This window comes from Gordonia sp. NPDC058843, assembly GCF_042743165.1.
Lineage (GTDB): Bacteria > Actinomycetota > Actinomycetes > Mycobacteriales > Mycobacteriaceae > Gordonia.
Map to the genome: position 1 here is coordinate 1 of NZ_JBHYNC010000074.1, position 12,730 is coordinate 12,730.

Sequence of the window (12,730 nt, forward strand, 5' to 3'; positions counted from 1 at the left end):
TGAGGTGCGAGGAGCGCAAGCGACGAGCCTCGAAGGGCCTGGTGAGACACGTTGCGAGACCCTTCGTGGCTCGCTTCGCTCGCACCTCAGGGAGCCGAGGTCGCGACTCCGCGCGCCGACCACCGGCCGTCGCGGTGGGTGATCTCGATGGGGTGATCGAAGCACTCGGTCACCAGCTCGGTGGTCAGGACGTCGTCGACCGGGCCGGCGGCGAGGATCCGGCCACCGGTCACGAGTACGGCGTGCGTGGTGGTCTCGGGTAGTTCCTCGAGGTGATGGGTGACGAGCACGGTCGCGAGTTCGGGATGCGTCCGGTGCAGGCTGTCGACGGTCTGCAGAAGGCGTTCGCGGGCAGCCACATCGAGGCCGGTCGACGGCTCGTCGAGCAGCAGCAGTCGAGGATCGGACAGCAGCGCGCGGGCGATCAGCGTCCGGCCGCGTTCACCCTGCGACAGGTTCGTCCACGGCGCCGACGCGAGCGCGCTCAGGCCCAGCATCTCGATCAACTCGTCGGCGCGGGCGTGTGTCTCCGGGGCGGGGGTTCGGTGGTCCATCAGCTCGGTCGTGCCGGTCGCACCGGTCAGCACGACCTCACGGATCGACAGTGGTGACCGCAGCGGATGTCGAGGATTGACGTGGCCGATGGACTCGCGCAGCTTACGGATCTCGACGCGCCCGAGCTGGTGTCCGAGGACGTGCACGGTGCCGTGAGTCGGATGCTGTTCCGCGCCGCACATACTCAGGATCGTCGACTTGCCCGCACCGTTCGGACCGATCAGCGCCCACCGCTCGCCGGCCCGGATCGTGAGGTTGATGTCGGTGAGGATCGCGCGGGACTGCCGCACGAAGTCGACCGAATCCAGGCGCAGGACATCGGGGGTGGTCACGGTGCGAACCTACCGGACCCTTCGAGACGGCCCTCCGCATGCTTCGGGCCTCCTCAGGGGGCGGGGCGGGGTGTGGGCCTCCGCATGCTCCGGGCCTCCTCAGGGGGCGGGGCGGGGTGTGGGCCTCCGCATGCTCCGGGCCTCCTCAGGGGGCCACCTTCCGCTGCCTGAGGTGCGAGGAGCGATAGCGACGAGCCTCGAAGGCCCCGCCCGAAAGCCACGGCCCTAACCCAGCGACCCGAGCGCCTTCAACCGTTCGTGCGCCTGCGTCATGATCGACTGGATCAGCTCGTCACAGCTGGGTAGGTCTTCGATCATCCCGACCACCTGGCCGGAGGCGAGGACTCCCGCACGGGTGTCGCCCTCGACGAGCCCGGCCTTGAGCAGCATCGGGGTGTTACCCGCCATGATGACCTGCTGCCACGTGCGTTCGCCCGACTTCTTCATCGTGCGACCGTCTTTGAGCATGGTCGTCCAGCGCATGCCGGTCATCTGCTTGAACTCGTTGGCATTGCGCGCTGCCGCGACGAGCGCCTTGGCCGGACTGCCGCTCTCCAGCGCCTCGACCAGCGGTGTGCGGAGCACCCGGTGCGGCATACCGTCGACCTTGACCGAGACGACGGTGTCGTTGAGACCGCGCCCGAGGTACTCCTGCTTGACCGAATCGGGCACCGCACTGTCCGACGTCAGGAGGAATCGGGTGCCCATGGCGACGCCCTGCGCCCCGTAGGCCAGCGCGGCGGCGAGGCCGCGGCCGTCGAAGAAGCCCCCTGCCGCGACCACCGGCATGTCGATTCCCTTGGCAGACAGCGCATCCAGCACCGACGGTAAGAGCAGCGTCGTGGCTACGGGTCCGGTGTGACCGCCACCTTCGCCGCCCTGCACGATCACCGCGTCCGCGCCCCATGACGCGACCTTGACGGCATGCTTGGCCGCACCGATCGACGGGATGACGACGATGCCGTTGTCCTTGAGCTTCGCGATCAGCTCGGGCTTGGGAGCCAGGGCGAACGAGGCGACCTTGACGCCCTCGCGGATCAGCAGGTCGATCCGCTCCGGGGCGTCGGTGGCGTCGGCGCGCATGTTGACGCCGAACGGCTTGTCGGTCAACGACTTCGTCTTGACGATGGCGGTCTCGAGTTCGGCGAAGGTCATCGTGGCCGACGCCAGGATCCCCAGTCCGCCTGCGTTCGACGTCGCCGAGGTCAGCGACGGCCCGGACACCCAGCCCATACCGGTCTGGACGATCGGGTACTCGATCCCGACGAGCTCGGTGAACGAGGTGGACAGGCCCGCCGCCCGTGCGGGACTCGGTTGTGCGCCGGCCGGACCACTCATCGGACTTCCTTGTTGCGGATTCCCTTTGGATCGAGGACGTCCCGGATCAGGCCGAGCTCCTCCGCCGTCGGCTGCCGGGTTTCCGGTGCGTCGGCGAGGCCGGCGATCTCGAAGCCGGTGTTCTCGGCGACCTCGTCGGCGCTGACCCCGGGATGTAGCGACAGCGCCCGCATCGTGTGGCCCTCGCCGCCGAAGTCGAAGACGCCGAAGTTGGTGACGACGCGATGGATGTTCAGGTCATCGAACGCGGGGTTGTCCGGGTCGACCTTGTCGAAGCCGACACCCGACACGATGTCGACGGACTCGCCGAAGACCCGCGCCGTGTGCCGCGGTACCCAGTAGCTCGTCGGGTGGTTGATGGTGTTGCCGGGGGCCCCGCGCACGCCGAACATCTGGCGAGTCGGGTGTTGCAGCGGCCCGAAGGCCGACAGGTTCTGGTTGCCGTGCCGGTCTATCTGGTTGGCGCCCATGACCACATGGCGACGGCCCGACGCCACGACGTCGAACACCTTGCGGAACGGCATCCAGCCCTCGATCGGACCGGTCTTGCCGATCGGCGGGGTGTCGGCGAGGATCAGGGCCTCGCCGTCGGTGATCAACAGGTCCGGTTCGGTGGTGAGGCGCGCCAGTCGGGCACCGAGCAGGGGAGTGGGCGCCATCGGCGAGGCCATGATCTCGCCTGCGCCGGCGAAGATCTCGGCGCACGAGATGACGCAGTACTCGGCGCGGGTGGGTTCACCCGACGCGGACGAATCACCCGGCGTGGTTGCGGTTTCGGCGGTGCTCACTGTCCGGCCTCCTTCTGCTCGTCCTGCCATGCGGCCACTTCTCGCTGGTACGTCTGCTCGTCGACCTCGAGGAATCTGCGCGAGAACGCGTCCCAGGTCTCGGGTTCCTTGGCCGAGGCCACATAGAACTGCTGGAATTTCTCGTCCCGCCCATACTCCCCGGCGAATGTGAAGTGAGCGCCGTTGGGCGCGTGCACGACGCGGTCGACGGCCATGCGGTTGAGCAGAAGGCGCTGATGCGGAACGGTTTTGACGAGCACCTCGGTGGAGACGATCTGATCGGCCTCGAGGTAGCGACGTTCCGCCGCGGCGCAGTAGAGATCGTCGAAATACGGATCGACCCCGGTGTACGCGGCATTGCCGTGAGCATCGGCCAGATCCAGATGGACGAAGGCGGCGTCGAGCTTCAGTGCCGGCATCGCGATCAGCGTCTGGGTGCGGCCATCGGCGTCGGGATAGGGCGAGGTGACGGTCTTGAGCTCGCCCTCCCAGAAGTTGAGGACGTCGGAGCCGAGACCGGCACGGATGGGCAGGAACGGCACGCGCGCGGCCGCTGCCTCGAGGCCGCACTTCACCATTCCCTCGTCCATCTCGCGCACCTCGATCTGACCCTTGGTGCGTGCCTCGGCGAACCACGGATCATAGAACGGCGCCGAGTCGAGGGAGACGAAGCCGTAGTACGCGCGACGCACCTTGCCTGCGGCGCAGAGCAATCCGAGATCCGGTCCGCCGTAGGTCACCACGGTGAGGTCTTTGACGTCGGAGCGGGCGAGTGCGCGCACCAGCGCCATCGGCTTGCGGCGTGAACCCCATCCGCCGATACCGATGGTCATACCGTCGCGTAGCTCGGCGATGACGCCGTCGAAAGTGCTTGTCTTGTCTGTTGGCATGTCAGGCACGTCCTCCGTCCGAAGTGGAATTGGCGGCGAGCGGCTTGCCGGTCGACACGAACGCGTCGCGGTGTTCGTCGGCGACACCGGCCAGGTTCAGCTCGAAGGTGTAACCCTGTTCGAGTCGGTAGCTCGCCTTGACGTCGACCGGATCGATGTTGTTGATGGCTTCTTTTGCCGCGCGGATCACGCGAGTGTCTTTGGCGGCGATGGCCTCCGCGATCTCGAGCGCCGCGTCGAGCAGCTGCTCGCGCGGCACGACCCGATACACCGATCCGAAGTGCTCGAGTTGCTGGGCGGTCACGTTCTTGGCGGTGAAGTAGAGGGTGCGCATCAAGTGCTGTGGCACGAGACGGGCGAGATGGGTTGCCGCGCCCAGCGCTCCGCGGTCGACCTCGGGTAGTCCGAAGACGGCGTCGTCGGAGGCCACGATGACGTCGGCGTTCCCGACGAGTCCGATGCCGCCGCCCACACAGAAACCGTTCACGGCGACGACGACGGGTACTGCGCAGTCGTAGACCGCGCTGAACGCGGCGGCGCATCCACGGTTGGCGCCGATCAGGGCGTCGAAGCCGTCGGTCGCCTGCATCTCCTTGATGTCGACGCCCGCATTGAAGCCGCGTCCCTCGGCGCGGAGGAGCACCACGTGCGTGGTCGGGTCCGCGCCCGCGGCGGTGATGGCCTCGCCGAGTTCGAACCACGCGGCCGATGGCAGCGCGTTGACCGGCGGATAGTCGACGGTGACCGTCACGATCCCGGAATCGGTACGTGTCGTGGTGATCGGCACGCGGGCTCCTCTCATGGGGCGGTTCGGACAGCCCGGAGGGGCTGTGGAAGCGCACCAAGCAAGTGCTTGGTTGTTTGGTAGGGTAGCACCCATGCAGACGCAGTCACAGGTCGAGCTGGGCCTGGTCGGGAAGGTCGTCCTGGTCACCGGCGGGGCGCGAGGGGTCGGTGCCGGGATCACCCGCGTGCTGGGCTCACTCGGCGCCCGGCCGGTGATCTGCGGGCGCAACGCCGACAATCTCGCCGACGACCTGCGCGACGTCGACTTCGTGTCCTGCGATGTCCGCGATGCGGATGCGGTCGAGGCGATGGTCGAGGAGATCGTCGGGCGAGCCGGACGCATCGACGGCGTCGTCAACAACGCCGGGGGCTCCCCTTTCGCGCTGGCAGCCGACGCGTCGGTTCGATTCGCGAGCAAGATCGTCGACCTGAACCTGCTCGCCCCCCTGGCCGTGGCCCGCGCGGCGAACGCCGTCATGCAGCAGCAGCCCGACGGAGGTGCGATCGTGAACATCTCCAGCGTGAGTGGCCATCGGCCGTCACCGGGGACGTCGGCCTATGGAGCGGCGAAAGCGGGACTCGACAATCTGATGGCCTCGCTCGCCGTCGAGTGGGCGCCGCGGGTGCGCGTGAACTCGGTGGTGGCCGGCCCGGTTGTCACCGAGCAGTCACACCTGCACTACGGCGACGACGCCGGTGTCGCGGCGGTCGGCGAGACCATCCCGATGGGCCGCATGGCCACACCCGCCGACGTCGGCAACGCGGTGGCGTTCCTGTTGTCACCGCTCGCCGGTTACATCAGCGGGTCGACACTGACCGTGCACGGGGGCGGCGAGAAGCCGGCATTCCTCGACGCCGCGACCGCCGGAAACGCAGTCTGAGTCCCGATCCCGCGAATCGGGCCGAGAGAAGTTCGGAAAGGAAACAGTGTGACCACCACAATGAATGAGGGTCGTGTCGTCATCGTCACCGGTGCCGGCCAGGGCATCGGCCGCGCCCACGCCCTCGCGTTCGCCGCCGACGGGGCGAAAGTCGTCGTCAACGACTACGCCGAGGACCCGGCGGCCGAGGTGGTCGATGAGATCGTCGCCGCGGGCGGACAAGCCGTCGCGTCGGTGGGTGACGTCGCGGACTGGGATTCGGGTGCGGCCATGGTCGAGACCGCCCTCTCCGAATTCGGACGCCTCGACATCCTGGTCAACAATGCGGGCTTCGTCCGCGACCGGATGCTGGTCTCGCTGTCAGAGGACGAATGGGATGCGGTCGTCCGCGTGCATCTCAAAGGACACTTCGTCGGTCTGCGGCATGCGGCCGCCCACTGGCGCGCGCAGGCCAAGGCAGGCGACGTTCCGCAGGCGCGCATCGTCAACACGAGTTCCGGTGCCGGCCTCTATGGTTCGGTGGGCCAGGGCAATTACGTCGCGGCGAAGGCGGGAATCGCGGCCCTGACGATCCAGGCGGCGGCGGAGCTCGGTTCCTATGGTGTCACGGTGAACGCGATCGCTCCGGCCGCTCGCACCCAGATGACGATGGGGGCCGGTGATGCGATGGCCGCTCAGATGGCCGCGCCCGCCGACGGCTCGTTCGACACGATGGATCCCGCGAACGTGTCGCCACTCGTGGTGTGGCTCGGTTCGCCCGCATCGGGTTCGGTGACCGGCCGGGTGTTCGAGGTCGAGGGGGGCAAGATCTCGGTCACCGACGGTTGGCAGCGAAGCATCGAGCGGGACAAGGGTTCTCGCTGGGAGGCTGCGGAACTCGGCCCGGTGATCGAGGAGATCCTGGCGAAGGCGCCGGTGCCGATGCCGGTGTACGGCGCGCGATGACCTCGCCTGCGGATCCGTCGGCCGGTCGGATCGCCGCAGCCAGGGCGTATGTCGATGCCCTGGTGAGTCACGATGCGTCCGGGGTGGCACTGCACCCGGATTGCACCCGCGTCGAGTTCGGTGTCCGAACGGGCCGCAACGGCGGTCACATCGCCCGGAGCCTCGAGCGCGGCCCGCAGTTCCGCCTCATCCATCGGATCTCGGACTTCACCGCAACGGTCGACGGTCACAGCGTGACCACGCGCTACATCGTCCACGTGCGACCCAAGGCGCTACGGCTGGGTGCAACGGTGTCGGAGACCTTCGTCGTCGATGAGGACGACCGGATTCGCGCGATCGTCGCCCACTTCGGGTTGCCGCGGCCCCAGCGGACCTGACCGCCGGCACGCTCACCACGAATGGACATGTCCACCACCCGAGGGCGGTGGACATGTCCATTCGTGGTGGATGTGCGCGTCAGGCGCTCGGCGCGCGGACGACCATCGGCACACCGGGGAAGTAGGCAGCCATCTCCGACCGGGACTTGCGTAGTGCGGCGGTGCCGTAACCCGCCTTGCGGAACTGCGGGTGAATCCAGATGCGCAGGTCCACCTCGCCCTCCTTGAGTTCGCCGAACACGAAGCCCACCTTCGACTCGCCTTCGACGGCGACCAGCCAGACGGCCTCCTCGGCGTCGACCCGGGCGGAGGCGGCGTTGATCTCGGCCGCGACGTCACCGGCAGGAGCGCCGGATCCGTCGCCGGCGGTACCGATCTCGTTGGTGCGCGCCGAGAACAGTTCCGCGTCGGCGGAGGGATCGAACGGACGCAGATCGAGCGTGTCCCCGCTGCTCGCCGGGCGCTCGGCCAGCGTGAACGTGAGGGCGCTGTTGAGGTCGTCGAGCTCGGCCTGGTTCTTGCGACGGTCGTCCTTGGTGAGTTGATCGAGCTTCATGTCCAGGATGGCCTCGGCGCCGAGCCGGGACTTGCCGAGCAGCTCGACGATCGCGGTGACGGCCTCGTGGTGATTCTCGGCGTCGACGATGGCGTCGAGCACCTCGTGGCGGCGTTCGAGCGCGGTCAGCAGGGCATCGGCGATGTCGCGCCGAGTGGTGGCGAGGTCGAGATCAGTCATGGTTCGATCCTAGGTCACCGCTCGACACCGCGTGATGGGCATGATCTGCCCGGGCGACGGCTCCGATGGTCTTTCGTATGTTGATAGTTAGAACAAGTTCTACTGCCGAACGGGGCTGTTTTGGTGGAGATTCTTCCCTAACTCTGTAACACGTCCTAGTCTGATGGGCATGACGAACGAGGGTACGACGACAGCACCGGCCGACTTCGATCACCTGCGCGGGGGCACGCACATGGGCGACCTCATGGTCGCGGCGCTGCGGCGGCACGCCGACCGCACTGTGCTCTCCCTCGGCGACACCGAGATGACCGGCGGTGAGATGGCCGCCTCGATCAGCCGGTACATCCAAGCCTTCGAGGGGTTGGGTGCCGGTACCGGTACCGCGGTCGGGCTGCTGGCGCTGAACCGACCCGAAGTCCTGTTCGTCATCGGCGCCGGCCAGACCCAGGGATGGCGCCGCACCGCGCTGCATCCGCTGGGCTCGCTCGACGACCACGCCTACGTGCTCTCCGACGCCGGGGTGTCGACCCTCATCATCGATCCGGTGCCGATGTTCGTCGAGCGGGCGGCGGCGTTGCTCGAGCGTGTGCCCGGCCTCAAGCAGGTGCTGACACTCGGTCCGGTACCGGAGCAGCTGTCCGCCCATGCTCGCGACGTGATCGCCGAGGCCGACAACTTCGAACCCAAGCCCCTTGTTGCGGCGCATCTCTCGCCCGATCACGTCGTGTCCATCACCTACACCGGCGGGACCACCGGCAAGCCGAAGGGTGTCATCGGGACGGCGCGGGCGATGTCGACGATGACACAGATCCAGCTCGCCGAGTGGGAATGGCCCGAGCATCCGAGGTTCCTGCTCTGCACACCCCTCTCGCACGCAGGTGCTGCGTTCTTCGTCCCGACCCTCATGAAGGGCGGTTCGATGGTGGTGCTGTCCAAGTTCGACCCGGCCGAGGTCCTCCGCACGATCGAGGAGCAGAAGATCACCGCGACGATGCTCGTGCCGTCGATGCTGTATGCGCTGATGGACCACCCGGATTCGAAGACGCGCGACCTGTCGTCGCTGGAGACCGTGTATTACGGTGCGTCGCCGATCAATCCGGTGCGGCTCGCCGAGGCCATCGAACGTTTCGGACCGATCTTCGCGCAGTACTACGGCCAGTCCGAGGCGCCGATGGTCATCAGCTACCTGGCCAAGGGCGACCATCCGGGCCCCGGGGAGGACCAGCGCCGGTTGAGCAGCTGTGGACGGCCGTCGGCCTTCCTGCGCACCGCGCTCCTCGGCTCCGACGACAAGCCCGTGCCGCAGGGTGAACCCGGCGAGATCTGTGTCGCCGGACCGCTTCTCGCCGGCGGATATCTGGGTCTCCCGGATCAGACCGCGGACACCTTCCGTGACGGCTGGCTGCGTACCGGCGATGTCGCCCGCGAGGACGAGGACGGATTCTGGTTCATCGTCGACCGCACCAAGGACATGATCGTCACCGGTGGATTCAACGTGTTCCCGCGTGAGGTCGAGGATGTCGTCGCCGAACATCCGGCCGTGGGTCAGGTCGGCGTGATCGGTGTCCCGGACGAGAAGTGGGGCGAAGCGGTCACCGCGATCGTCGTGTTGCGGAGCGACGTCGAAGCCGACGATCCGGCCAGGGACCGCATCGCCGCCGAGATCCAGCAGTCGGTGAAGGACCGCAAGGGTGCGGTGCAGTCACCGAAGCGAGTGATCTTCGCCGACGCACTGCCGTTGACGGCCCTCGGCAAGCCGGACAAGAAGGCGCTGCGGTCGCAGTACTGGGCCGACTCCGAACGCGGGGTCGGGTAGGTCGCGGTTCCCCCACGGAACGGTCACAGATCGCAGCAGTCGCAACAATCGCAGCAGTCGCAGTCGTCGCAGATCCCGTCCTTGTACTTGTCCGTGAAGTGATTCCAGTGGTCCGTGCAGCAGGCCTTGCCGGAGCAGGAGACGCCGATGAACGGCAGAATCCGTTCGGAGAAAGATCGATTGGGCTTGAACGGCGGCGGGTATGGCCATTCGGTCGGGTAGCCGAACGGCCGGTGCGGCGGCCATTGGGTCCGCGAGTCGGCACTCACGGGAGCGACGGTGCCGGCGTGCGCGCGCATGCGTTTGTGAATGGCGTGCCGCAGGCCGTCGAGCAGGACCACCCGGAGCAGCCGGTCGTCGGCGAGGGTGAGGTCTGAATAGCGCGCCCGGACCGCGGCGGCCAGTCGACGACACTGCTCGAGTGCGGTCTCGGGAGACGTACCGGTGGCCCGTAGCGGATTGAATCGTCCCTCGGCGGCGTCGGAGTCATAGTCGTCGATCGCGTCCAGCAGGTGTGCGATCCGGCCGAAGTCGGCACCGATGTCGCGGAGGGGATCCTGGTTCTCGGTCATGCCGGCGAGTGCCGCCGAAGTGGAGAAGACCTGTGCCGCCGCGGTGGCCGACGTCTGGGTGAGATCCTCGAGCACGAGGCTCGTCGACTCGATCTCCGCCTGCCGGGCGAGCGTCGTCATCATGCCGTCGATGTCGAGTCGGCGGGCGACCGTGGCGTCAGCCGAGGCGTGACGGCGCAGTCGGCTTCCGGCGTATCCGGCGAGCTTCGCACGGATCGGGCGCCGCGGCGCGAGCGCATGGTGTTGTTCGCCACCGACATCGGCCGCTTTCGCGGCGGCGAGGGTGAGCGAGGTGGTCGTGGCGAGACGCACGCCCGGTTCGTCGGCGGACACGACTGTCGCCGTGCGCATCCCGCGCAGTGGGCAGCGCCCGGCCTCGGTGGAGGCGCAGTCCGACGGGGATTGTGCTGCGGTGAGGATCGAGATCATCACGGCATCGGTGTTCACGGTCAGTCGGCTCGGCTGCCCGTGATTGTCGCGGAGCGAGAGGCAGACCCCGCACAGGTGCGAGCGCCATTGGTTCATCAGGTCGTCGTCAAGGGCGTGCCGACATGGAGTGAGAACCCCGAACATTCGGAAATCAGATCACACGGCCGGAGACGTCGCCATCGGATTCATTCGTTCGGTGCAGTCGCCTGTCGCCGCTCCCAGAGCTTCACCCGCCGCCCGCCGCGCGGGCGCGGGTCGTCAACGTCGCCCGTAGCCACGCCGGCTCGCGGATCACGAAATCGTGATCGAACATCATCGCCCACAACGCGTGCACCGCATGCCGTCGGTCGGCGAACCGCAGCTCGAGCCGGCATCGGTCGTTCGTGAGTTCGTCGAGAGTTGTTGTGGCGGCTGTCGACCCGATCCGCTCGGCATCGGCGGCCGCGCAGTCGATCACCACCTCGACCGGCTCGAAAGAGCGCAGGAATGCCTCGCGGTGCCGCTCCCAGATCTCGGCGAGGTCGACCTCGTCGGAGCGCTGAGCCGGCTCGTCGAGGACTTCCACATCGGTCATCCGGGAGAGCCGGAACATCCGTTCGCTGGGCGACGTGGTGCCGTCGCCGGGTCGGGTCCCCGGAGCGTCGTGCCGACGGAATCCCGCGACGAGGTACCAGGTCTCGCCCGCCACGATCAGCCCGACCGGGTCGAGTACGTGCTCGCGCGGAGTGTCCGCGCCTCGGCTTCGGTAGAGCACCCGGAGCCGCCTGCACTCGAAGACGGCGACCTGTACGGCCTGCAGGGAGTCGAGGACCTCGGGCGCTCGGACGAAACCTTCCGGTCGGACGAGAATCCGCTGCGCGGCGCGCACGGCGTGACTGCGGTGCGCCTCGGGCAGCGCCGCGGTCACCTTCCGCATTGCGCTGGTGAACGCGGGGGAGTCGACACGTCCGGTGCCGGCGAGGAGCGACGTCGCCTCGTCGATGGTCAGCCCTGTGAGATCGGTGCGGTACCCCGGCAACAGTGCGAAGCCGCCGTGCCGCCCACGCTCGGCATAGACCGGCACACCGGACAGCGACAGCGCGTCGATGTCGCGGAGGACCGTTCGTTCGGAGACACCGAGCTCGGTGGCCAGGTCGGCGGCCGTCACCCGCTCGTGTTTCTTCAGCACCATGAGCAGGGCGATCAGACGTTCGGCACGCATGCGGTCGATTCTCTCCCGAATACATGACAGGAGATGTCGTGTATTGCGCCTTCACTGGTTACAGCCCGAGGAAGAACCACAGAAGGAGCCACCCATGACCGCGTCGACACCCACCTCCGCGACCCCGCAGGCACCGACCATGCCTGCCGACCCCCGACCCGCGTTCCGCGTGGCCACCGCCTGGGTCACCGGCCTGCTGGCCGGCACGGGCGACGATCAGCTCGACGCGCCCACGCCCTGCGACGAGTTCGACGTCCGGACGCTCTCGGCCCACATGGTCGCCACCGCTCAGCGTGCCCGCGCACTGGCCGACGGTGCCGACGTCCGCGCGATGCCGACGATCGCCGAGCACCACGACGCCGGCACCTACTCCGCCCTCGTCGAGGCCGCCCTCGAATCGTGGGCCGACGACGCCGCATTGAGCCGTATGGTCCAGGTGCCGTGGGGTGAGGTGCCGGGCGCCGGCGCGCTGTGGGGCTACGTCAGTGAGACGCTCGTACACGGCTGGGACCTGGCCGTCGCGACCGGGCAACCGGCGGAGACCGATCCCGAGACCGCCGAGGCGACCCTGGCCGTCGCACGGCAGTTCATCCCGGCCGAGATCCGCACCGACCCGATCGTCCCGTTCGGTGTCGTCGTCGAACCCCGTCCCGCAGCCGGACCGACCGAGCGACTGGCCAACTGGACCGGCCGCGAGTCCGCGGGCTGGTCCACCGCTTCCTGATCCGAAAGAACCCCAAATCCCTGGCGCCTCGCTTTCTGAGGAGCGCCCGGAGCTTGCGGAGGGCGCGTACCCCACTGCTCCCTGAGGAGCGGCCGGAGCTCGCTCCTCAGGGAGCGGAGTTCTTCGTGGACCACGAAAGAACACTCGTGAGTGTCCGAAATCCATGCTCCCTGAGGTGCGAGCGCAGCGAGCCACGAAGGGCCTGGTGAGATAGGCGGGTTCTAGCGATCCCCCATACGTCGCCAGGCCCTTCGAGGCTCGTCGCTATCGCTCCTCGCACCTCAGGGAGCAGATCGGGGCTCCTCGCACCTCAGTATCTGCGGCCTATCGGCCGTCGTGGACCACGAAAGAACACTCGTG

13 protein-coding genes are annotated in these 12,730 nt (G+C 67.9%); 5 read left to right on the forward strand and 8 right to left on the reverse strand.

Going from position 1 to position 12,730, the window contains the following annotated elements:
• Positions 1 to 86: 86 nt before the first annotated feature.
• The 5 genes from ACFW3F_RS25030 to echA20 all read right to left on the reverse strand — a co-directional run bounded on the left by ACFW3F_RS25030 (position 87) and on the right by echA20 (position 4,690).
• Positions 87 to 887, reverse strand: a complete 801-nt coding sequence (locus tag ACFW3F_RS25030; protein ID WP_388062343.1) for an ABC transporter ATP-binding protein — start codon at positions 885 to 887, stop codon at positions 87 to 89.
• Positions 888 to 1,112: 225 nt separating this feature from the next.
• Positions 1,113 to 2,225 (reverse strand): NAD(P)H-dependent flavin oxidoreductase, encoded by a 1,113-nt coding sequence (locus tag ACFW3F_RS25035; RefSeq protein WP_388062345.1) that lies wholly within the window; start codon positions 2,223 to 2,225, stop codon positions 1,113 to 1,115.
• A complete protein-coding gene (locus ACFW3F_RS25040) occupies positions 2,222 to 3,013 on the reverse strand; it encodes a CoA-transferase subunit beta (RefSeq protein WP_388062346.1) in 792 nt (263 codons plus the stop codon). The genes ACFW3F_RS25035 and ACFW3F_RS25040 overlap by 4 nt, the downstream gene beginning before the upstream one ends.
• A complete protein-coding gene (locus ACFW3F_RS25045) occupies positions 3,010 to 3,903 on the reverse strand; it encodes a CoA transferase subunit A (protein ID WP_388062348.1) in 894 nt (297 codons plus the stop codon). The genes ACFW3F_RS25040 and ACFW3F_RS25045 overlap by 4 nt, the downstream gene beginning before the upstream one ends.
• Position 3,904: 1 nt before the next feature.
• Complete coding sequence (gene echA20, locus ACFW3F_RS25050) at positions 3,905 to 4,690, reverse strand: (7aS)-7a-methyl-1,5-dioxo-2,3,5,6,7,7a-hexahydro-1H-indene-carboxyl-CoA hydrolase (RefSeq protein WP_388062349.1); 786 nt, start codon at positions 4,688 to 4,690, stop codon at positions 3,905 to 3,907.
• Between the two features lie 91 nt (positions 4,691 to 4,781).
• Here echA20 and ACFW3F_RS25055 point away from each other — a divergent pair, with 91 nt between their 5' ends.
• From ACFW3F_RS25055 to ACFW3F_RS25065, 3 genes are read left to right on the forward strand one after another with little or no spacing between them, the layout of a single operon-like run.
• Complete coding sequence (locus tag ACFW3F_RS25055) at positions 4,782 to 5,570, forward strand: SDR family oxidoreductase (protein ID WP_388062351.1); 789 nt, start codon at positions 4,782 to 4,784, stop codon at positions 5,568 to 5,570.
• 60 nt (positions 5,571 to 5,630) lie between these two features.
• A complete protein-coding gene (locus ACFW3F_RS25060) occupies positions 5,631 to 6,515 on the forward strand; it encodes an SDR family oxidoreductase (protein WP_388062364.1) in 885 nt (294 codons plus the stop codon).
• Positions 6,512 to 6,892, forward strand: a complete 381-nt coding sequence (locus ACFW3F_RS25065; protein WP_388062353.1) for a hypothetical protein — start codon at positions 6,512 to 6,514, stop codon at positions 6,890 to 6,892. The genes ACFW3F_RS25060 and ACFW3F_RS25065 overlap by 4 nt, the downstream gene beginning before the upstream one ends.
• Before the next feature lie 79 nt (positions 6,893 to 6,971).
• Here the strand turns inward: ACFW3F_RS25065 and ACFW3F_RS25070 are convergent, their stop codons facing one another.
• Positions 6,972 to 7,628, reverse strand: a complete 657-nt coding sequence (locus tag ACFW3F_RS25070) for a GNAT family N-acetyltransferase (protein WP_388062355.1) — start codon at positions 7,626 to 7,628, stop codon at positions 6,972 to 6,974.
• Positions 7,629 to 7,797: 169 nt separating this feature from the next.
• Here ACFW3F_RS25070 and fadD8 point away from each other — a divergent pair, with 169 nt between their 5' ends.
• Positions 7,798 to 9,444, forward strand: coding sequence for a fatty-acid--CoA ligase FadD8 (gene fadD8 / locus ACFW3F_RS25075; protein ID WP_388062357.1), 1,647 nt, complete (start codon positions 7,798 to 7,800; stop codon positions 9,442 to 9,444).
• Between the two features lie 23 nt (positions 9,445 to 9,467).
• On the opposite strand, the gene ACFW3F_RS25080 is transcribed toward fadD8, so the two are convergent.
• A complete protein-coding gene (locus ACFW3F_RS25080) occupies positions 9,468 to 10,589 on the reverse strand; it encodes a DUF5685 family protein (protein ID WP_388062359.1) in 1,122 nt (373 codons plus the stop codon).
• 82 nt (positions 10,590 to 10,671) lie between these two features.
• Complete coding sequence (locus tag ACFW3F_RS25085; protein WP_388062361.1) at positions 10,672 to 11,646, reverse strand: helix-turn-helix transcriptional regulator; 975 nt, start codon at positions 11,644 to 11,646, stop codon at positions 10,672 to 10,674.
• Between the two features lie 94 nt (positions 11,647 to 11,740).
• On the opposite strand from ACFW3F_RS25085, the gene ACFW3F_RS25090 reads away from it, so the two are divergent.
• A complete protein-coding gene (locus ACFW3F_RS25090) occupies positions 11,741 to 12,370 on the forward strand; it encodes a TIGR03086 family metal-binding protein (protein ID WP_388062363.1) in 630 nt (209 codons plus the stop codon).
• Positions 12,371 to 12,730 lie beyond the last annotated feature (360 nt).

Coding starts and splice junctions, on each gene's coding strand:
- ACFW3F_RS25070 (WP_388062355.1), bottom strand. CDS start 7,628: ATGACTGATCTCGACCTCGCCACCACTCGGCGCGACATCGCCGATGCC.
- ACFW3F_RS25060 (WP_388062364.1), top strand. CDS start 5,631: ATGAATGAGGGTCGTGTCGTCATCGTCACCGGTGCCGGCCAGGGCATC.
- ACFW3F_RS25085 (WP_388062361.1), bottom strand. CDS start 11,646: ATGCGTGCCGAACGTCTGATCGCCCTGCTCATGGTGCTGAAGAAACAC.
- ACFW3F_RS25035 (WP_388062345.1), bottom strand. CDS start 2,225: ATGAGTGGTCCGGCCGGCGCACAACCGAGTCCCGCACGGGCGGCGGGC.
- fadD8 (WP_388062357.1), top strand. CDS start 7,798: ATGACGAACGAGGGTACGACGACAGCACCGGCCGACTTCGATCACCTG.
- ACFW3F_RS25090 (WP_388062363.1), top strand. CDS start 11,741: ATGACCGCGTCGACACCCACCTCCGCGACCCCGCAGGCACCGACCATG.
- ACFW3F_RS25065 (WP_388062353.1), top strand. CDS start 6,512: ATGACCTCGCCTGCGGATCCGTCGGCCGGTCGGATCGCCGCAGCCAGG.
- ACFW3F_RS25080 (WP_388062359.1), bottom strand. CDS start 10,589: ATGTTCGGGGTTCTCACTCCATGTCGGCACGCCCTTGACGACGACCTG.
- ACFW3F_RS25055 (WP_388062351.1), top strand. CDS start 4,782: ATGCAGACGCAGTCACAGGTCGAGCTGGGCCTGGTCGGGAAGGTCGTC.
- ACFW3F_RS25045 (WP_388062348.1), bottom strand. CDS start 3,903: ATGCCAACAGACAAGACAAGCACTTTCGACGGCGTCATCGCCGAGCTA.